The organism is Eubacterium sp. AF15-50 (assembly GCF_934835595.1).
GTDB lineage: Bacteria > Bacillota > Clostridia > Lachnospirales > Lachnospiraceae > Eubacterium_G > Eubacterium_G segne.
In genome coordinates, this window is record NZ_CAKVZL010000037.1 from 1 (window position 1) to 18,899 (window position 18,899).

The following is an 18,899-nucleotide window of genomic DNA, read 5'->3' on the forward strand; positions in this document are numbered from 1 at the left end:
TCGCCATACTGTTTGACATACTCTAAAGATAACGCCACATCTGAAATCTGGTCGGCACTCATGCGTGAGCTTGCGTCAGCTCTGGTCTTGTAACCATTCTTAAAATCTGTGTTGATGTCAATACAGTAAGCGTCCTCGCCCTCGACGGTCAAATGTCCCTCATTAAAGGTAGAACCAATTGAACCGTCATTCATTACTTTTTCAACGATACCGACACGCTCTTTTGACTCCGTCCAGTATTGCTTACTTTCTGCATGAACGGGTGTAGTCGGTAAAGCAGTAACGACAGTTGCAAGAGCTAAGAAGCCCGTACACAATCGTTTTAACATCTTTTTCATAAATCTAATGCTCCTTTCATTTTGGGTAATAAAATAGCCGTCCAATAAGAACGGCTGAAAATAGAAAAGGAACGTCATTTTAGGCGTTCCATAATCTATAAAATATTCAATTTTTTATACTGATGTGTTGCTCATCAAAATCTCAAATTAAGGTTATTTGACACCAATTTTGACACCAATTTTTTGTATATTGACGATTTTTGATGAAATATGATAAATTCATAAAACCCGTGAAAAGCCTGTAAATAGGCACTTTACGGCACTCTATGAACTAAGACAAAAGCTACGCTGTAATAACAAGAGGTGAGTGCTAATTTTTTTTGTGAAAATTTTGTGAACGCTAACAACCATGCAAAATGGTAAAATAACGTCCTGCAAGTAAACTTGCGAGGACGTTTATTTTTCTATTATTCTTTTTGCAAATTATTCATCCACTTCTTTACCAATTCTACTTCAGATTTTTGCTAATATTATTTTACCCTACTCTAATTTTTATGGCAACAAAATTTACTTATATCTTGTACTTGACACAAGTCCGATTTCGTACTATGCTGTTAAGTACGAAATCAGACTTGTAGGAGTGATTTATAATTTATGAATAAAAAAAATATTAAAAAACCTGAAATGAGCCCCGCTCTTTTGGAATCAAATAAATTATTTAAGGAATTTAATAACATCTATCACGATGCCGCCCTAAAACTTGGAATATCCAACAGTTCACTGGACATACTATATTCAATCTGCGAGTTAGGAGACGGTTGTCTTCAACGCGATATAAGTAAGAGTACATTTATTCCCAAACAGACAATTCATTCTTCTATCCGTTCACTGGAAAAATTAGGATACATTTATTTAAGCAACGGTAAAGGACGAAACATGCACATAAACCTTACTGATGCCGGAAGGGATTATATTAAGGAGACGATTTACCCTATTATTACTTTAGAAAATGAAGCCATTTCAAGTCTTACGGAAGATGAGCGACGTCAAATGCTTATTTTGCAAAGCAAACATATAACAGCCCTTAGAGAAGCATTTAACAAAATTAAGAACCACGAGGAGGCGAAATAGAGATTAAAATGAGTACTCAATTATCAGAACATTTCACATATTCAAAACTGCTTAGATTTGTTATTCCACCTATTATTATGATGATATTTACGTCTATTTACAGTGTGGTTGACGGCTTATTTGTATCTAATTATGTGGGAAAGACTGCCCTTGCCGCCATAAATCTTATCCTTCCATTTATCATGGCAATATCAGCCCTTGGATTTATGATTGGAACAGGAGGAAGTGCCATTGTGGCTAAAACTCTGGGAGAAGGTAATAAAAAGAAAGCCAATGAGTATTTCTCGCTTTTAGTTTATGTAACAATTATATTTGGTATTTTACTTGCCATTATAAGTTTTTTCCTTATTCCACCTATTGCCAAAGCTCTAGGTGCAACAGGAGAACTTTTAAATAACTGCATACTATACGGCCGGCTGTCCCTTATTTCCATAACAGCCTTTATGCTTCAAAATGTTTTTCAAAGTTTCTTTGTTACTGCGGAAAAGCAAAAGCTGGGATTGGGTGTCATAATAGCTGCCGGAGTTACCAATATTGTTCTTGATTATATTTTTGTTGCCCTGTTGGGTTTTGGGCTTACAGGTGCTGCCATTGCAACAATTTGTGGTGAATTTATAGGTGGATTATTTCCCATACTATATTTTGCAAGACCTAATTCCAGTCAGCTTCGTCTTGGAAAAACCCACTTTGAAGGGAGGATACTTTTAAAAACCTGTGCCAATGGTTCATCTGAACTTATGACTAACCTTTCCAGTTCAATTGTAAACTCTCTCTACAATATTCAGTTAATGAATTTTGCCGGGGAAAACGGAGTAGCTGCCTATGGTGCAATTATGTATGTAAACTTTATTTTTATGTCAATATTCTTTGGTTATTCAATAGGAAGTGCCCCTATAACAAGCTTTCATTATGGTGCTAAAAATCATCGTGAACTAAAAAGTCTGTTTAAGAAAAGTCTTACATTTATTGGTGTCTCCGGTATCGTTCTTGTTGTTCTGGCACAGTTATCGGCTTCTACCCTTGCCTGGTTATTTGTAGGATATGATAGTGATTTATTTGAAATGGCTTTAGCAGGCTTTAGAATATACTGTCTTGTTTATTTAATAAACGGGTTCAATATATTTGGTTCCTCATTCTTCACTGCCTTAAACAACGGGCTGGTTTCTGCTGCTATTTCCTTTCTCCGCACACTGTTATTTCAAATTGTGTCGGTGCTTATTTTGCCGATTATTTTCGGTATTGCAGGAATTTGGTCTGCAGTAAATGTAGCAGAAGTTTTAACATTATGTGTTACTATTTTCTTCTTTGTGGGACAAAGGAAAAAATATAATTATGCTTAAGTTTTATGGCATATCATTTGTTGACTTTATGTGTAATGAACGTTAAAATTTTTATAACAATTAGTGTGTTTAGAAATTATATCAGGAGTTATTATGAAATCTAAATTGAAGAATTTTAGCCTTCTTACCATAAGCACTTTAATAATGGCTGTGGGCATTTACTTTTTTAAATTTGCTAACAATTTTACTTTTGGTGGCATAACGGGTATGGCAGTTTTAGTTGCCAGGTTTACTCCACTGTCAGCCGGTGATTTTTCGTTTATTGCCAATATTTTATTACTTATTATTGGCTTTATAATACTTGGACGTGATTTTGCAGCTAAAACTGCTTACAGCACTATTTTACTTTCAGTTTCATTGTCTTTACTTGAAAGGATATTTCCTATGAGTAAGCCCCTTACAGACGAGCCATTGCTGGAACTGGTTTTTGCCATACTTCTTCCTGCTCTAGGCTCTGCCGTTTTATTTAATATCGGGGCTTCAAGTGGTGGAACAGATGTCATTGCCATGATTTTAAAGAAGTATACCAGCGTAAATATCGGAAGAGGACTCCTTTTCTCTGATATCTTATTTACAGCAGCCGGTTTCTTTGTTTTTGATGTAAAAACAGGTCTCTATTCAATGCTTGGACTAATTGTCCGTTCAGCCCTTATTGACAACTTTATTGAGAGTCTTAACCGTTCAAAATACTTTCACGTTGTCTGCACTGACCCCAAACCTATCTGTCAATACATAGAAACCACACTAAAACGGGATTCCACACTGGTATCTGCCACCGGCTCATTTACGGGAGATAACAAATATATTATACTTACGGTTTTAAGTCCAAGTGAAGCGGTTAAGCTTCGTAATTTTATAAGAGAAAACTCTCCGGGAGCTTTCCTGCTTATTTCAAATACCAGCGAAATTATTGGAAAAGGGTTCCACTCAGTTTAGAGTGAAACCCTTTTATGTATTCTATATTTTTCTTTTATCTACTATATGGCAGCCATAATCTTTATATGGAAGATTATAATATTTTTCATAGTCCTTCGCCTTTGCAAACAAAGCATCATAAACCCTGCCCTTTAGTTCCATCCATGCATGTCCTGTGTCGTGAACTACATAAACATTTTTGTACCCACATTCATGTACCATAAATGCCAGTGCTGATGACTGGGAAACGCAACAGCCTTCACCCTTTATAAAAATATCATTGGCAAATGTAGATTCCCATCCTTTCTCTTTATATATCTTATTTAGAAAACGATATCTTTTATAAGGTATGTCAGAAATCCAGTCAAAGCATTTTCTTAATTTCACTTCTTTTGAATCTGTTGACTTGCATATTTTATCCACCATTTTTCTTGCTCTAATCATGGTTTTAATTTTTTGAGCATTAAGTTTTGTTATTTTTGCTCTGCCGTTTTTGCAAATTCTTATTCCGTCAATAGTTCTGTTTTTAAGCTGTTTACCATTTGAACGTCCAAAGAAATAAAAATGTTTATTATATTTTGCCCATCCTTTAACCATTACACCATTTTCATCAAATAAATATCTGCTTTTTTTAATGGTAATAACCTTATTTTTGACCTTTTTACCTTTTACCACATAATATGTTTTTCCCTTTTTGGTAACCAGTTTACCCGACAACTTATCTGACTTTTTTGTGGCAGTTGTCACCGCTTCCCTATTATCATTTTTAGTGGCAGCCACAACCGGTGTTGACATTACAACACATAAAGCCCAAATTGTCATTGCTTTAAATATAAACTTTTTATTCATGACTCTCCTCCTTTAAAACTAACTAATACCCTTTAAACTATTCAAAAGTTCCAAATCTTCCGCCTGCACTCTGAAATTAGTCTTTATAGGTTCTCCATCCGGTGCAGTAACAACCATTTCTATTATTGTACCTTCCTTTATTTCAAGACCGGCACGCTTGAAAAATTTTGGAATCATTGGATGTCTTTGTCCAAAGTCCTGTATCATTCCCTTTGCTTTCATTAACTCTAATGGATTCATATTTTTCCTCTCTTTCTTTTCTCCTTTAATTAATCATATTCTATCAGGAGTTTTTTCTTTGCCTATATAGTACCATTAATCAAACTTTGTTGTCCAGTAAGCAGTTTCATTTGCTTCAAAACACATCAGTATCTGTTGACGATTTACTTTTTCTTCTGCTAAGTTATCCGGTATTTCCTCTTTTGCAAAATATCTGCTTCCAACTGTTTCAATGTTACTTACAAACTCTCCTCCCAGATTCTCACATAAAACAAATACCTTTACCACTCCATAGGCATATATAGGTTTATTATGCTTATTTCTATCCAGAACTGCAATTAGTTTTTTGGTGCAAACATCTATTCCTGCCTCTTCTTTAACCTCTTTTACTGTATTTTCCGCAACTGAACAATTCACGTCGCACCACCCTCCCGGCAATGCCCATGTTCCATTATTTTCATGTACCAAAAGTATTTTCCCATCCTTAAAAACAGCTGCTCTTGTGTCAACCTTCGGAGTCTGATACCCTGTTTCATTACAAAATAAATCTTTAACTATATCAGTGGATATATCCGTCTTATGGGAAATCATTTCCGCGGAAATTTCCCGTAATCTTTCATACCTTTCCCTGTCAAATTCATCGTGACAATATGTAAGTCCCGCCTGTGCCAGACTCTGTATTTCTATTGCCCATTCTAACCATTTTTCCATTTTATCCATAATTGCTACTCCTTAAATCATATTGTAAAATCCCTTTTTACTAATTAAATAATATGTAACATTTGCCTCTTTATCTGTTATATGAATAGATTTTCTCTGACTTAGCATTTCGCTGTACGGTGCTGCCAGGTTAGTTGTAAAACAAAAAAGCGTAGAATTTTTCACCAACTCCTGAAACTCAAATTCATCTCTTTGAATAAGGAAACGGGATGCCGGCATTTTTTCCTTACACAACTCTGTCCAAAATCCAATTTCATCTCTTAATAAACAGTTAAATCCGTTTAGCTCCTTAAACGTAATTTCATCTAATGTTGCTAACTTATGATCCTTTGGTATGCACACATACAGGTTTTCTTCTAAATATTTCTTATCCTCAATTTCCTTTGAAACATAGGAATATGGCAAAACTCCTACCTGGCTCACTCCCTTTTCAACATTTGAAATAATATCCGGAATTTCACTTAATTTGGTAGAAATTGTTTTCCCCGGATAATCTGATGACATTTGAGGTATCAGCGACCATAACGGTGCCGGTGCACAGGACTCAATATTAATGGTTCGCATTTGCTTTTCGTAATTTTTCACCATTGATATAGCATTCTTTTCATATTCTAAAAGCTGCCTTGAATACTCTACCGCTTTTTTACCGGTATCATTTAGTTCTAATTTATTTTTGCCTCTGTTAAAAAGCGAAACTCCAAATGCCTCCTCTACATGACGCATATTTCGTGTAAGAGTAGGCTGGGAAATATTCATTATTTCAGACACCCTTAACAGTGTTCCGTTATCAGCAAAAGCAACAAACTGTTCTAACTCTGACAGATTAAGCATATCTTTCCTCACTATTCATTTTATGAAATCTTCTTTTCGTTTTTTCTATTGTACAATTTTATTTTTACGGTGTAAACTGCATATTGTAATAATATTTACTATTCACGTAAATAATGTTTCACTGCAATATTTTTAATTAAAAGCAGGAAACAATAAATATTATATCAGGAGGTTTTATTATGGAATATGTTACTTTAAATAACGGTGTCAAAATGCCAATGCTTGGCTATGGCGTATATCAGACTCCACCGGATGATACTGAAAAATGTGTTTTAGATGCCATTAAAATCGGCTATCGAAGCATCGATACAGCTCAGGCATATGGCAATGAAGAAGGCGTAGGTAATGCCATTTTAAAATGTGGTCTTCCAAGAGAAGATTTATTTATAACTACTAAAATCTGGATTACTAACGCCGGCTATGAGAAGGCTAAGGCTTCAATTAAAGAGTCTTTAAAGAAACTGAAAACCGACTATGTTGATTTACTCCTTATACATCAACCTTTTGGAGATTATTACGGAAGCTACAGAGCCATGGAAGAGGCATACAAATCCGGTTGTGCAAGAGCCATTGGTGTATCTAATTTTTATCCTGACAGATATTTGGATATTGAACATTTTGCCGAAATCAAACCGGCTGTTAATCAGGTGGAAACCCATATTTTCCAGCAGCAGAAAATTGCAAAAAAATATATGGACAAACACGGTACTAAAATTATGTCATGGGGACCTTTTGCCGAAGGTAGAAATGACTTTTTCAATACTCCTGCCCTTAAGGAAATCGGTGCTAAATATAACAAAACTGCTGCTCAGGTTGCCCTTAGATTTTTACTTCAAAGTGGCGTTATATTAATTCCTAAGTCAGTACACGAGAACCGTATGAAGGAAAATTTTGATATTTTTGACTTCCAGTTATCTCATGACGATATGGAAACTCTTGAAGCCCTTGATACAGGCAAAAGCTTATTTTTCTCACACCACGACCCTGAAACAGTGGAATGGTTCATGAGTATCTTATAAAGTGATACATTATGCTAAAGACTGCAAGCCGGGATTTATTCCCGGCTTGTAACTTTTATTTTCCGTCAAAAACAATATCTTTTCCGTCTTGATTTTTATATGTGTACAACTTGTTTTTCCAATCCATTGTAATATAATTTTCTATAAATTTATTTTTTCTAACATCATACCCCGGCACTGAAATTGTTTGAATGGTTTTATTTATTTTTATATTGCTACCTATATACCGCTTATAAAAATCACATGCCTCATCAAAGGAACAATAGTCGTAAAACTCATTAACCAAATTTTCACCATCTTTTTTCAAACTATCTGCAATATCCTTACTGATAATAGTTTCAACAGGTGATGGAAAATAAACTATGTTGTATTCTTCATCCTGCATTGTGCCATAGCAACATCTTGCATAATATAAATTGAATTCTTTTTCATAGTAAATAACATAGTAATTATTATCATGAAAAAACAATTTTGCACTTTTTTTCAATCCGTCATAAACATATGTAACATCTTTAATATAGTCTTTTTGGTTTGTTTCAACGATTTCATCCAATGTCATATCCGTCGTAAATCCTGTCCAGCACTCTCCAAAACAGGTGCTTACCGAATCACTTCCATTAATCTCACATATGGCATATCTGTTATCTGTGCCATCCCAGTTGCTAACATACACTTTTTGCTTTTTATTACTATTGAATATTACAACAAATACTGTCGCAAGCGATATTAATAACACAATTGCAACAAGTATTATGGCTGTTTTTTTGAAACTTTTAGGAAATTTATTCATTTTTCTTTCTCCACGTATTTTTATTAATTTTCATCCAGACATAAGTATACTTTTTATGCCATATTTTGTCAATTTGTGTTTGAATAAATTTCATTTTATCGTTTAAAAAATATTTTACACTTTTTTACTTATTCCTGATTGTGTAAATAATCCCCACTATAACAACCACAAACATTGCTACTATAACAGCCAATACCGGCCAGCCCGGAAGTGACATATGCCTCCTTCCGGTTTTACAAACTATTTAGCAAAGTGTTCTTTTGCAAATTCCATATCCTGAACCAATTCCATTGTTCCAAGATATTCATTATCTTTATTTCTTACCGCCATATAAGTTACTAACATGGTTTTTCCGTTTTTCTCCATCCACACAGGTACTTTGTCAAGCTTTCCTGCCCTGAACTCATCAATAATGCCCCTGACACGCTGTTCAATTTTCGGCGGATGGCAGGAAAATACCTCCCTTCCTATTGCCATTTTAGGACGCTTAAATACTTTCGGTCCATCATTAAAATATCTGTTAATATTTTCATCATCAATAAATGTTATTTCAAGGGGTATTGTATTAAGCATAGCCTCCAATTGCTGTAAAGTAAAGCTTCCTCCTGCCATAATTATTTTTTCTTCACTAAATGCAGTTTTCTCTTCTTTAACTGACTTTTCTCCGTCTTTCCATATTTTACCGGTTACTCCAAAGCATTCCGGATAATCCTTTGAATCCACATAAATTCCATGCCATTCTTCCTCAGTAAAATTTAACGCACAATTAGGAAAGAGTATGTTTGCCTCCTTATAAATCATCTCTTCTGCCCTTGTCAAAAGTGCTTCAAATTTCTTTATCCATTTTTCGTCACCTGTATTTGATTGTGCTAATACTGATAATTCATCCCTTATTTCATCATCTACAGTCCACATTACATCTGATGGGCCACTGATTTCATATTTAACTTTCAAATGTGGATAAAGCAAGTCCCCTTTTTTAGCATAGTGAATTGAAAGTTGTCTAAGTTCCTGCAATAAATCGGAATTAATTTTTCCTGTTTTTATTTTATCCCTACATTCATCAATAATTTTTTGTAACTTTTCATTTTCCTCAGTAAATGTTTCAAGCGGATGTCCCGGAATTGCAATTAATTCTGCTGCCGCCGCCATTCTCTGATTTTTCATTGATTCCCCTACAGCCTTTTCTGTATTGGCAATTCTTTCCTCTCTTGTTTTTCCATGAAACAATGCTGAATGAACATCGCATAATTTCTGCACTTCCTCTAACGGTGTCCCATCCCTTAATAATCTTTGTTCAGCAAGCATTATTTCAGAAGCATTCACTTCCTTAAATTCCTTTACAAAGTCCGCCCTGACACTTTCTAAACTTTCCCCTTTATTTAACCTTATTAAATATTCTTTAATTCTCTCTGTGGATTTGCTTATACCTGATTTTTCATTAATTCTGCTCATATATATTAACTTCCTTTCCTGTATTAGTTTGAATTATTTATCTTTAATATATACTATCAGCAGAAAAAAATCCGTTGTTTTAGCAACGGATTTTTTAGTATTTTTCAATTATAACTTTCCCCCAATTTTTCTTTACTCTTTAGTTTTAGCAATATACAAGGTATTTGCAAACATGCCGGTAACATAATTCCTTCTGCTATGCAAATAGCATATGTTATATTATCTGTAAGTAAACATACACAATAGAGTCCCCCAAACACTAATGATATGGCAGCTGTAACTTTTTTGTACTTTACAATCTCCCCTTCATCCAGCTTTCTGCTTTCTGAATCAATAGGGCTTAATATAATCAGGCTGGTTACAGCTAACACTACACAAATATTAAGTACAAAAATATATTTAATATTTGTAACCATATAAACACACATAAATAATACACTGCATGAACAAAGGATGCATACCCAAACATGCTTAGCGTGGAATCCACCACTAAATTTTCTGACACACATAAATGGTATTATGATTATAATGCTTTCCAATACCCTGTCCATCATAATTCCAAATGTCAAAATTATTGCTAATGGCGCTATTAAAAAAATCAAGCTATATACTGCATACTCATATAGTTCCCGATCCATCTCATCTATTGCCCCGCAGCGTATTAACCATGTTGCCACATGCTTTGATAAGTATTTCATTATTTTTCACCTCTAAAGCGTTCTAACTCTTTTGGAGCCTTTGGCTGATAAATCAATGCACATGATGTAGAATTAGCATCAACTTTAAGCATTCTGTTAAGTGTTTTTTCAACAAGCTTTGCTGATGGCTTTACCATATTCTTTCTTTCCATATCTAATTCCCCCTTTCCTGATTTATGGAGTTATAATACATTATTATTTTCAAAAAATCGATACCCTAAGCACGAAAAGACATTTTTTACCACTTTTTGGTAGTTTTAAACTCTTTACAGGGTTTAGCACCCTACCAAAAAAGGTCGAATTTTGTCTTTTTATGCTTGTTATCTGTCCTTTATCATTTTTTTATAGTATAATGTTTTCAGTTTTATAATTTATGATAAAAGGGGGGGGTACCATGCGTATTTTAATATGTGATGATGACTTAGAAATTGCAGAACAATTAAATGATACATTAAATCTTTTTTTCCAAAATAATTCCCTAAAGCTTCCAGAAATTGTTATATATGATAACGGAGAGGACTTGCTGGCAGACTCAATGGATAAAGATATTGTTTTTCTCGATATTGAAATGCCGGGGCTTAATGGAATATACGTTGGAAATGAATTAAAAAACAAAAATCCCAACATAATTATTTTTATTGTAACTTCTTACTCGGAATATTTAGATGATGCCATGCGTTTTCACGTTTTCCGCTATCTTTCAAAACCTGTTGACCCTAACCGGTTATTCAGGAACCTGAAAGATGCCATTGAGTTATACAATACAACTGTCACCAAAATTCCAATTGAAACAAAAAACGGAGTTTATACGGTACCCGCATCAGACATTGTATTTGCAGAAACTCACGGTCACAAAACCATTATTCATACACTAAAACAGGATTACGAGTCAATACATAGCATGAGACATTGGTTAGAAGTATTAAAAATGCCCTGCTTTTTTGCTTCCCATCGAAGCTTTATTGTAAATCTGAAGTATGTATCTAATTTTGACCATACTTTAATTCACTTGTGTAATGACCGCTTTAAGGCATATTTAACCCGAAGGAAATACACCGGATTTAAGGATGCATATTTACTATATTTAGAAAGTACGAGGTAACCACATTGGCTGTAACAGTTCTTTACATATTTGTATATATTATAGAAGCAATTATTTTAGGATGGTATTGCAATCACCTATTTAATCCTAAATATTCAAAGAAGGTGGAATGTCTCTTTATTGCTATGGGGTATGCCTGTCTTTTCTTTATTTCCCTTGCAATGATTTTCTATATTAATATTGCATTATTCATACTTATAAACTTTATTTTAATTTTCTTCCTTTATGATGCTAAATGGCACTCTGCATTATTTAATGCCTTAACACTGACCTGTATTATGACTCTTAGTGAGGTAGTTATTTTACAGTTAAAATCCCTTATCAGCATAGACTTTCTCTACTCTGATTCCCATATAGTGTATTTGTGTGTTGTTGCCCTTTTATGTAAAATAACATACTTTATTATGCTCAGACTTATAGTTGTATTTATGTACGGCTCAAAAGAAAGAAATGACTCATTTAGTATCCCCACTGCATTACTTAACGTCATTCCTCTTATTTCTCTTTATATAATATCAACCTTAGTTGCCATTATTCTTAGTAAAAATATGCCTGAGCATTTTAAATATATGCTGTTTTCCTGTACGTTTCTTCTATTAGGAATTAATATTTTAATCTTTTATATTTATCACTATACAATTGACAAAAGCAGTGAATCCACCCAGCTTCAAATTCAGCTGCAAAAAGAATATGATATGACAGAATATTATAAATCATTATTTAATCAAAATGAAAATCAACAAATTCTGATTCACGATATAAAAAATCATTTACAGACAATAAACCGCCTTAACGATGAGAATAATAGAGAAAAAATAAGCCGATACCTTGAAAGTCTGTTAAATTCATCAGACCTGAAAGACTCGGTTCATGTGTCAGATAATGAAGTTCTTAACTCCATATTATGTCATTATATGAAAATCTGTCGCGATAAGCATATTTCTTTTAAAGTTGATATAAGGAAAAAATTATTACAAAATTTAAAATATGAAGAATTAACTTCTCTCTTTTGTAACCTTTTAGATAATGCCGTAGAGGCATGCAGTGACATACCGGATTCGTATATAGAAATGAGCGTAAGCTTTGAGCCAAACTCATCTCTCACTGTAATCAACATTATTAACACATGTAGGGTTGTTCCTACTTTTGATAAAAACGGGCGACCTGTTACCACCAAGAAGGGGTCTAAAAATCATGGTTTTGGTGTCAAAAGCATTAACCGTGTAATAGACCGTTACAATGGAAATATTAAAATGTATTTCGACGAAAGTAAAATGGCTTTCCACACCATTATTACCATAAAAGAATCCTAACCTTTTAATTTCTTGAACACTTTTCTGCGTCGATTGCCAATACAAACATCAAAACATGTAGTGCATCCTGTGGATTTACAATATCAAGTACATATGTATCGGATAATTTAAATAGTTCTTTAGAAACGGTTGCCACAGTGCCTCCGTTTCTATCGGTTATTGTGTAATCCCATTCCATGTAGTTTCCTTCCACATGCCAACCGTTAAAATCAATATCATACTTTGGTTTGAAAAGTGTCATTTCTTTACTTATACTGCCAATCTTGTTTTCCCCTTCATATATATCAAAAATCGGAAGCCACGTTAAAACCCGCTCCTTTAATGTTCCTATTTCTTTATTTGCTGCATCATAAATTTTCAGACGGTGTCCAAAAGATATTTGTCCCTTTACGATATAAACTGTATTTCCATTTTCATCATATATGTCATAGGAATCAATCCACGAAAAAATTCTCTGTTTAAACAATAATTTCATTTTTTCTCTCCATTTTCTATATTTTTCAACCTACTGATTATAACATATTTTTACAATATTTTATACTTATCCTATCCTTGATATTTTTTTCACATTGTATTGATGTTTCTTTTGATTTTCTCCGGGCAAATTTATTGTGTTTTTCTCTTCTATATGTTATGCTCATTGAATACGTTGCGAATAATTATGAGAGGTAAAATTATATGAAAGAACATAATGAAAAAAGAAGTTCCTTCTCCGGCAGACTGGGTTTTGTATTGTCGGCAGCTGGGGCTTCCGTAGGACTGGGAAATATTTGGAGATTCCCATATTTAGCGGCAAAATATGGTGGTGGAATCTTCCTTTTAATTTATATTATTCTGGCTCTTACCTTTGGTTACACAATGATTGTTGCTGAAACATCTATTGGACGAATGACTAAAAAAAGTCCTGTAGGTGCTTTTAAATTTTTCAGCAAATCCCCTTTTTCAAAATTTGGAGGATGGATTAATGCTATTATCCCTATATTGATTGTTCCCTACTATTCAGTTATCGGTGGCTGGGTAATTAAATATCTGGCTGAATATATTGTAGGTGACAGCAAACTTTTAGCGGGAGACAGTTATTTTACGGATTTTATTTCCGGTGGATTTTCAGCTGAAATATGCTTTATTATATTTACATTGCTGACACTGATTGTTATATATGCCGGGGTTAGAAATGGCATTGAACGTGTTTCAAAATTTATGATGCCTATATTAATTGTTTTATCAATTATAATTGCCGTTTACTCTGTAACCCGTCCCGGTGCATTAGCAGGAGTGAAGTATTTCCTTGTTCCAAACTTTAAGAACTTTTCATGGATGACCGTTGTTGCTGCAATGGGACAGATGTTTTATTCTTTATCAATTGCCATGGGTATCTTAATTACATTTGGTTCATACATGAAAAGGGATGTTTCAATTGAAGACTCTACCAGAAATGTAGAATTTTTTGACACAGCTATAGCAATTATGGCAGGTCTTATGATTATTCCTGCGGTGTTTGCGTTTTCAGGCGGTGACCCGGATGCCCTACAGTCAGGGCCGTCACTTATGTTTATAACACTTCCAAAAATGTTTGACAGTATGGGGTTAAGCACCGTTGTAGGAATACTGTTTTTTACCTTAGTGCTGTTTGCCGCTCTGACAAGCTCCATTGCTTTAACGGAAAGTGCCGTTTCTACTTTTGAAGATGAATTTGGCTGGCACAGAAAAAAATCAACTGTTATACTTGGCTTCATTATGATTGCTCTTGGAAGCCTTTCATGTTTCGGTTATGGTCCACTATCATGGGTTAAAATTATCGGAATGCAGTTTTTGGATTTCTTTGACTTTTTAACTAACTCTGTGATGATGCCTATTGCTGCATTTGCTACATGTATTCTTGTATCAAAGGTTATTGGTTTAAAAACCGTAGAAGCCGAAGTTCTTCGTGGCGAAAGCACTTTCAGACGTAGAAAAATATTTAATTTTATGATTAAATATCTTTGCCCGATATTTGCAGTAATTATACTTTTAAGTTCCATTGCCAACGCATTTGGATGGATAAAAATTTAGAGATACGTAAAAACGATGCTACTTTGATTCCATTTAAATCAAAGTAGCATCGTTTTATTTTCTAGGCTCCTTCCCTGGCACAGCCACCATTCCGAACATCCTAAGTGCCTGATTTACTTTGTCCATTCTAACAGTCTCCTTTCCCTGTTCCAAATCTCTTACAAAACGTAATCCTAAACCAGAACGTAGTGGAAATTCTTCCTGAGTCAGTCCAACTTTTCTTCTTTGTTCTTTTACATATTTACCAATTATATTCATATATATTGTATTATACCTTATCAGGTATATCTTGTGTATTCGCGTTTCATTTTATACCCTTTAGGGTATATTTTTATTTTAATGCATATAACGGATTTGCTTCCCTTATATCGCCACCTGCTATAATGCTCCCACCAAACAGCACCATAATATCTGCCTTATTTATGTTATATTTACTTTTTAACTCTCCATGGTTCAATTCATTAATATCTCTTTTCCCGCAGAAACTTCCAAGTATATTAATATTTTCAGCTATGCTTTTTATTTCCATTGTAATCCGCTCCGTTAAAACTCTTTAAATTATTTATATTATAATTTATTTCATAAAAAAATCAAAGCCTCCTTATTTCAAAGATAAGCTTTGATTTTTAATTATACTCTATAACAAATCCTTTCTTACAAAAATAAATCTTCCACTAAACATTGTAACAAAAATTAAAATACACATTATAACTGTTCTTATTATTAGTTCTGATATGCTTTGCACCTCCACAGTTCTGGTAGCCATAACATTACGCATATAAAATAATGGAATATCATAATAAATTGCTCCAACCATACTCACAACACAAATTACATATCCTACAATTTCTTTCATAAACGTCATGCACATCATCTGTATTGCTACCATAAGCATTGAAGCCGTTATCGGTAAGATAAAGGCAATAAGAACAAATTTTAATGTACTTATCTGAGTAAAATATCCATTGCACATCTCGTCATACAACTCGTGTATTCCCAGTACCTTACCTTTTGTAATAAACATTGCTACAATACCTGTAATCACGCCTATTAAATAGTACAATATTGTAACAACCATTCCCCATATGCACTTAGACATCCACCATCTCGCCTTTTTAGTAGTTCTAATTATTAAATTAGTACCATACTTTTCCAAATCTTTCATTGGATATTCTCCAATAATATATGTAAGATATACCTGTAATGTAAGCCATACAATAGGGATCATGGTTCTTTCCTCTATCGGAAGTGACATTAAGGGTTTGCATCCTAAAATTATCCCCAACCATATTTCCTGAAATGTCATATTTCCAAAATCCTGCATATTTTTTGAACTTTGCACAACCAAAATACATCCTGCTATATATATAAAAACAACAATTAATGCATGTTTCCATTTGCATAATATACCTGAATAAAAATCGTGAATTACTATTCCTTTCATTATAATACATCCTTTCTCCTGGATAATGCCATACATGAAACTATAGCAATCATCAACAATGCAATTATATATATTAATATTTCCGTTCCATTCACCGGAAATACCTGTTTAGGATACATTTTTGTTGGCAAAGCAATTTCTGTGTATCCGGTAGCCTGTGATAACAAATCACTACCTGTATAAACAAGAAACGGTAACATCAACACTGCAAATTCATTATTAAGAACCCATACAGCAGTTACCGACAAAGTATTTAGTAATCCAAACACAACAAAATCTATTAGCATATATAATATTAGATATAAATATGTATTGGAATAGAACAAATCAACCAACATACATTGATAATCTATCCCATAAAACCCCATTGCCGCATCTGGTTCTATTGAAGGCAACAACAATGCAGTCACCAATGTATTTAATAAAAGAGGCACCACTACTATTGTTCCTCCACTAAGAAAAGTCACTATATATTTTGCAATATAATAATGAGATCTTTTCGTTCTTATAAATATATTCTTTACTACTCCTTTTTTTAATTCACTATATGTCGTGGAGGCGTATGGTATTGTAGCAAAAATGATAATTGTAAAAATATATATATAAAACTGAGGTGCCTCCACACCTATCATTGGAAACATCTTCTCAAATGCCGATATGGGTATATCTGTATTTGTGTTATTTAATTCCATGACTGGTATTACATTCGTCACTATTTCAGATAATGAAATGCCACATGCCACACATAAAATTATTAACATTTTTTTGTTTATAAATGCCTTTTTTAATTCAATTATAAAATAATTAAGCATAAGCTTTTCTCTCCTCTCATTTTATTTGTACGTCCAGTTCTATTTTATACGGATATCTTAAATAAACTATTTTTGGACTATCATAACTTAAACTGTCATTATAAAACCACACAAATACCTCTTTTTTTTCTTCATTCGGTTTTAAATTTATTTTACTTAAGAAGGCATTATCTTTATTTATGATTTCCAACATATTCATATCCGCTCCATTGCTTATAAAATCTGACTGTAACGACATTCTTTCAAACTCCGCCTCTCTTTCATAGGAAGAAACATTTTTCACTTTAAAATCTGCAAGTATAAATTTATCAGTTAAATCCCAATCATTTTGCTTCATATCCATTTCTGATATATTATATATTTTTTTCAATTCACTCATTTTGCCAATTCTAAAATTAGAAAAACTTATTTCTATACCATCATCTACAAAAGTCTCTCCCTGTTTTACCTGTAATTTTTTTACTTTTTCAAATCCACTGTTAATTACATTATAACGTATAACAAACAGCATCGTTAAAACCAATATGACTATAATTGCGGAAACCGCTTTAATACTTCTTTTCTTTTTATTTTTCACTATATAATCTCCCCTCTGCCATATCATAAATAACATCTGAAAGACGTTCTAATTCTTCGCGATCATGGCAGGCAATAATAATTACTCGATTCATATCCTTTAATTCATTTAAAATCTTTCTAACCTGTTCCACACCATTTTCGTCTATAGCATTTATTGGCTCATCTAACAAAATAATATCCGGTTGTTCCATAATTGCAGCAGCAATTCCCAGCCTTTGCTTCATTCCCAAAGAATATTTACGATACTTTCTCTTATCCTCCGGATTAAGACCTACTTTCCGTATACTTTCTTTTATTTGTTTGTCGCCAATTATTCCCTTAATATCAGCTAACACCTTAAGATTTTTATAACCTGTATACCCACTTATAAATGATGGATTTTCAATTAATACACCTATGCTTTCAGGAAATGACATATCTCTTCCTAACATTTTCCCATCAATGATTACCCTGCCACTACTCGGTCTGATAAGACCTGAAATCATTCGCATAATCATTGTTTTACCACTTCCGTTTTTCCCCCTTAGGCCATAAATTTTTCCACCTTCAAATTTAACATTTATGTCTTTTAGCACCTCTACACCGTGAATACTTTTTGATACATTTTCAATTACTATTTCCATAACTTACTCTCCTCGTGTAATACTTAACATCGACTAATCTTTATAGCTATTTGCATCATAAACTTTTATAACTTCTTTTTTCCCAATATCCTTATCATCAATTGAATCGTCTACAAATACCGGTGGTTCAAAGAGCAAATATAAATTAAGATTTTTAAGTTCCTTTTCTGTAAATATACTTCCCTGAACCAGTTGAACCTTTTCTTTTGACTTTAACTCATAAAAATATGCATATTTCCCTTTTCCCATAAGTGAATCATAACTGTTACCATAACTTTGACTCTTATCGTCCAAAAAAGGATTACAACAATACTGTTGTAATTTTTCTTTATTTGTGTTTTCTATTTCAATGAAAACATATAATACTCTATAATTTCCCTGTATTTTATTATTTTTCACTTTGAACTGTCCCTCATGATGTTTATCATATTGTATCATTCCCTCTTCTCTATATTCTCTTGTGATTTCAGTTTTCTTAACGGTATACTTTACTCCGTTTAGTTCAATGGTACTATTTAATCCTTTACCGTCATAGTATGTGGCAACATATCCTTCATATGGATCAACGGAGTCATCACTATCTATATCTTTCTTTGTATCATCAAGTTTGTCCGACACTAAATCTGACTTTTTATTTTCAAATATGTGTAATGTATTATCTTCACCATTATATGTAATAATATTTTTGCTCCTACATCCGGTGCATAATAACATTGCAATACTTACTAT

The 18,899-nt window shown here is 33.3% G+C and carries 22 protein-coding genes and 2 pseudogenes; 7 read left to right on the top strand and 17 right to left on the bottom strand.

The genetic code is table 11. The features are described from left to right. A pseudogene (locus Q5O73_RS05780) lies at nt 1–338 on the bottom strand (hypothetical protein); the annotation flags it as partial. A gap of 594 nt (nt 339–932) precedes the next feature. Between Q5O73_RS05780 and Q5O73_RS05785 the strand changes: the two are divergent. From Q5O73_RS05785 to Q5O73_RS05795, 3 genes are all read left to right on the top strand, one after another. Further along, nucleotides 933–1,409, top strand: coding sequence for a MarR family winged helix-turn-helix transcriptional regulator (locus Q5O73_RS05785; RefSeq protein ID WP_186839997.1), 477 nt, complete (start codon nt 933–935; stop codon nt 1,407–1,409). 8 nt (nt 1,410–1,417) lie between these two features. Next, a complete protein-coding gene (locus Q5O73_RS05790; protein WP_302629159.1) occupies nt 1,418–2,749 on the top strand; it encodes an MATE family efflux transporter in 1,332 nt (443 codons plus the stop codon). 93 nt (nt 2,750–2,842) lie between these two features. Beyond that, nucleotides 2,843–3,685 (top strand): YitT family protein, encoded by an 843-nt coding sequence (locus tag Q5O73_RS05795; protein ID WP_118588836.1) that lies wholly within the window; start codon nt 2,843–2,845, stop codon nt 3,683–3,685. A 21-nt stretch (nt 3,686–3,706) separates the two neighbouring features. Here Q5O73_RS05795 and Q5O73_RS05800 read toward each other — a convergent pair whose 3' ends face one another. The 4 genes from Q5O73_RS05800 to Q5O73_RS05815 all read right to left on the bottom strand — a co-directional run bounded on the left by Q5O73_RS05800 (nt 3,707) and on the right by Q5O73_RS05815 (nt 6,283). Beyond that, nucleotides 3,707–4,513: a hypothetical protein gene (locus tag Q5O73_RS05800; protein WP_302624498.1), complete on the bottom strand. Its 807-nt coding sequence runs from the start codon at nt 4,511–4,513 to the stop codon at nt 3,707–3,709. 18 nt (nt 4,514–4,531) lie between these two features. Beyond that, nucleotides 4,532–4,753: a hypothetical protein gene (locus Q5O73_RS05805; protein WP_302669236.1), complete on the bottom strand. Its 222-nt coding sequence runs from the start codon at nt 4,751–4,753 to the stop codon at nt 4,532–4,534. Between the two features lie 75 nt (nt 4,754–4,828). Beyond that, on the bottom strand, nt 4,829–5,452 hold the full coding sequence (locus tag Q5O73_RS05810; protein ID WP_302669237.1) for an NUDIX hydrolase: 624 nt from the start codon (nt 5,450–5,452) through the stop codon (nt 4,829–4,831). A gap of 12 nt (nt 5,453–5,464) precedes the next feature. Continuing rightward, entirely contained in the window at nt 5,465–6,283 is an 819-nt protein-coding gene (locus tag Q5O73_RS05815; protein WP_302669238.1) for a LysR family transcriptional regulator, read from the bottom strand. A 179-nt stretch (nt 6,284–6,462) separates the two neighbouring features. On the opposite strand from Q5O73_RS05815, the gene Q5O73_RS05820 reads away from it, so the two are divergent. Next, the gene (locus Q5O73_RS05820) at nt 6,463–7,302 is read left to right on the top strand and encodes an aldo/keto reductase (RefSeq protein WP_302669239.1); all 840 of its coding nucleotides are present in this window, start codon (nt 6,463–6,465) and stop codon (nt 7,300–7,302) included. Nucleotides 7,303–7,357: 55 nt separating this feature from the next. On the opposite strand, the gene Q5O73_RS05825 is transcribed toward Q5O73_RS05820, so the two are convergent. From Q5O73_RS05825 to Q5O73_RS05840, 4 genes are all read right to left on the bottom strand, one after another. Further along, complete coding sequence (locus tag Q5O73_RS05825; protein ID WP_302669240.1) at nt 7,358–8,092, bottom strand: hypothetical protein; 735 nt, start codon at nt 8,090–8,092, stop codon at nt 7,358–7,360. 240 nt (nt 8,093–8,332) lie between these two features. Further along, complete coding sequence (locus Q5O73_RS05830; RefSeq protein ID WP_302669241.1) at nt 8,333–9,547, bottom strand: DUF438 domain-containing protein; 1,215 nt, start codon at nt 9,545–9,547, stop codon at nt 8,333–8,335. A 104-nt stretch (nt 9,548–9,651) separates the two neighbouring features. Then, nucleotides 9,652–10,245, bottom strand: coding sequence for an accessory gene regulator B family protein (locus tag Q5O73_RS05835; protein ID WP_302669242.1), 594 nt, complete (start codon nt 10,243–10,245; stop codon nt 9,652–9,654). After that, nucleotides 10,245–10,397 carry a cyclic lactone autoinducer peptide gene (locus Q5O73_RS05840; protein WP_021952596.1) on the bottom strand — a complete coding sequence of 51 codons (153 nt, stop codon included), beginning with the start codon at nt 10,395–10,397 and terminating at the stop codon, nt 10,245–10,247. The genes Q5O73_RS05835 and Q5O73_RS05840 overlap by 1 nt, the downstream gene beginning before the upstream one ends. A 242-nt stretch (nt 10,398–10,639) precedes the next feature. Between Q5O73_RS05840 and Q5O73_RS05845 the strand changes: the two genes are divergently transcribed. Together Q5O73_RS05845 and Q5O73_RS05850 are read left to right on the top strand one after the other, a co-directional pair. Then, nucleotides 10,640–11,347 carry a LytTR family DNA-binding domain-containing protein gene (locus Q5O73_RS05845; protein WP_021952595.1) on the top strand — a complete coding sequence of 236 codons (708 nt, stop codon included), beginning with the start codon at nt 10,640–10,642 and terminating at the stop codon, nt 11,345–11,347. A 5-nt stretch (nt 11,348–11,352) separates the two neighbouring features. After that, on the top strand, nt 11,353–12,660 hold the full coding sequence (locus tag Q5O73_RS05850; RefSeq protein WP_302669243.1) for an ATP-binding protein: 1,308 nt from the start codon (nt 11,353–11,355) through the stop codon (nt 12,658–12,660). A 4-nt stretch (nt 12,661–12,664) separates the two neighbouring features. Here Q5O73_RS05850 and Q5O73_RS05855 read toward each other — a convergent pair whose 3' ends face one another. Further along, nucleotides 12,665–13,135, bottom strand: coding sequence for an LURP-one-related/scramblase family protein (locus Q5O73_RS05855; RefSeq protein WP_302669244.1), 471 nt, complete (start codon nt 13,133–13,135; stop codon nt 12,665–12,667). Between the two features lie 203 nt (nt 13,136–13,338). On the opposite strand from Q5O73_RS05855, the gene Q5O73_RS05860 reads away from it, so the two are divergent. Then, complete coding sequence (locus Q5O73_RS05860) at nt 13,339–14,712, top strand: sodium-dependent transporter (protein WP_302669245.1); 1,374 nt, start codon at nt 13,339–13,341, stop codon at nt 14,710–14,712. Between the two features lie 54 nt (nt 14,713–14,766). Here the strand turns inward: Q5O73_RS05860 and Q5O73_RS05865 are convergent, their stop codons facing one another. The 7 genes and pseudogenes from Q5O73_RS05865 to Q5O73_RS05895 all read right to left on the bottom strand — a co-directional run. After that, nucleotides 14,767–14,970, bottom strand: a complete 204-nt coding sequence (locus Q5O73_RS05865; RefSeq protein ID WP_302624964.1) for a transcriptional regulator — start codon at nt 14,968–14,970, stop codon at nt 14,767–14,769. Between the two features lie 106 nt (nt 14,971–15,076). Further along, nucleotides 15,077–15,241: pseudogene (locus Q5O73_RS05870) on the bottom strand (YdcF family protein); the annotation flags it as partial. Nucleotides 15,242–15,349: 108 nt separating this feature from the next. Continuing rightward, on the bottom strand, nt 15,350–16,156 hold the full coding sequence (locus tag Q5O73_RS05875; RefSeq protein WP_302624978.1) for a hypothetical protein: 807 nt from the start codon (nt 16,154–16,156) through the stop codon (nt 15,350–15,352). Beyond that, entirely contained in the window at nt 16,156–16,968 is an 813-nt protein-coding gene (locus Q5O73_RS05880; RefSeq protein ID WP_302669246.1) for a hypothetical protein, read from the bottom strand. Before Q5O73_RS05880 ends, Q5O73_RS05875 begins: the two co-directional genes overlap by 1 nt. A 16-nt stretch (nt 16,969–16,984) precedes the next feature. Continuing rightward, nucleotides 16,985–17,545 carry a hypothetical protein gene (locus Q5O73_RS05885; RefSeq protein ID WP_302624980.1) on the bottom strand — a complete coding sequence of 187 codons (561 nt, stop codon included), beginning with the start codon at nt 17,543–17,545 and terminating at the stop codon, nt 16,985–16,987. Beyond that, nucleotides 17,535–18,170, bottom strand: coding sequence for an ATP-binding cassette domain-containing protein (locus Q5O73_RS05890; RefSeq protein WP_302624981.1), 636 nt, complete (start codon nt 18,168–18,170; stop codon nt 17,535–17,537). The genes Q5O73_RS05885 and Q5O73_RS05890 overlap by 11 nt, the downstream gene beginning before the upstream one ends. 33 nt (nt 18,171–18,203) lie before the next feature. Next, nucleotides 18,204–18,899 (bottom strand): hypothetical protein (locus Q5O73_RS05895; RefSeq protein ID WP_302669247.1); only part of this gene is annotated, 696 nt, incomplete at its 5' end.

Excerpts from the sequence above, each read along its gene's own strand:
- Q5O73_RS05825 (WP_302669240.1), bottom strand. The coding sequence starts at position 8,092 with ATGAATAAATTTCCTAAAAGTTTCAAAAAAACAGCCATAATACTTGTT.
- Q5O73_RS05835 (WP_302669242.1), bottom strand. The coding sequence starts at position 10,245 with ATGAAATACTTATCAAAGCATGTGGCAACATGGTTAATACGCTGCGGG.
- Q5O73_RS05785 (WP_186839997.1), top strand. The coding sequence starts at position 933 with ATGAATAAAAAAAATATTAAAAAACCTGAAATGAGCCCCGCTCTTTTG.
- Q5O73_RS05795 (WP_118588836.1), top strand. The coding sequence starts at position 2,843 with ATGAAATCTAAATTGAAGAATTTTAGCCTTCTTACCATAAGCACTTTA.
- Q5O73_RS05800 (WP_302624498.1), bottom strand. The coding sequence starts at position 4,513 with ATGAATAAAAAGTTTATATTTAAAGCAATGACAATTTGGGCTTTATGT.
- Q5O73_RS05845 (WP_021952595.1), top strand. The coding sequence starts at position 10,640 with ATGCGTATTTTAATATGTGATGATGACTTAGAAATTGCAGAACAATTA.
- Q5O73_RS05830 (WP_302669241.1), bottom strand. The coding sequence starts at position 9,547 with ATGAGCAGAATTAATGAAAAATCAGGTATAAGCAAATCCACAGAGAGA.
- Q5O73_RS05860 (WP_302669245.1), top strand. The coding sequence starts at position 13,339 with ATGAAAGAACATAATGAAAAAAGAAGTTCCTTCTCCGGCAGACTGGGT.
- Q5O73_RS05855 (WP_302669244.1), bottom strand. The coding sequence starts at position 13,135 with ATGAAATTATTGTTTAAACAGAGAATTTTTTCGTGGATTGATTCCTAT.
- Q5O73_RS05840 (WP_021952596.1), bottom strand. The coding sequence starts at position 10,397 with ATGGAAAGAAAGAATATGGTAAAGCCATCAGCAAAGCTTGTTGAAAAA.
- Q5O73_RS05820 (WP_302669239.1), top strand. The coding sequence starts at position 6,463 with ATGGAATATGTTACTTTAAATAACGGTGTCAAAATGCCAATGCTTGGC.
- Q5O73_RS05805 (WP_302669236.1), bottom strand. The coding sequence starts at position 4,753 with ATGAATCCATTAGAGTTAATGAAAGCAAAGGGAATGATACAGGACTTT.
- Q5O73_RS05875 (WP_302624978.1), bottom strand. The coding sequence starts at position 16,156 with ATGAAAGGAATAGTAATTCACGATTTTTATTCAGGTATATTATGCAAA.
- Q5O73_RS05865 (WP_302624964.1), bottom strand. The coding sequence starts at position 14,970 with ATGAATATAATTGGTAAATATGTAAAAGAACAAAGAAGAAAAGTTGGA.
- Q5O73_RS05890 (WP_302624981.1), bottom strand. The coding sequence starts at position 18,170 with ATGGAAATAGTAATTGAAAATGTATCAAAAAGTATTCACGGTGTAGAG.
- Q5O73_RS05815 (WP_302669238.1), bottom strand. The coding sequence starts at position 6,283 with ATGCTTAATCTGTCAGAGTTAGAACAGTTTGTTGCTTTTGCTGATAAC.
- Q5O73_RS05790 (WP_302629159.1), top strand. The coding sequence starts at position 1,418 with ATGAGTACTCAATTATCAGAACATTTCACATATTCAAAACTGCTTAGA.
- Q5O73_RS05810 (WP_302669237.1), bottom strand. The coding sequence starts at position 5,452 with ATGGATAAAATGGAAAAATGGTTAGAATGGGCAATAGAAATACAGAGT.
- Q5O73_RS05880 (WP_302669246.1), bottom strand. The coding sequence starts at position 16,968 with ATGCTTAATTATTTTATAATTGAATTAAAAAAGGCATTTATAAACAAA.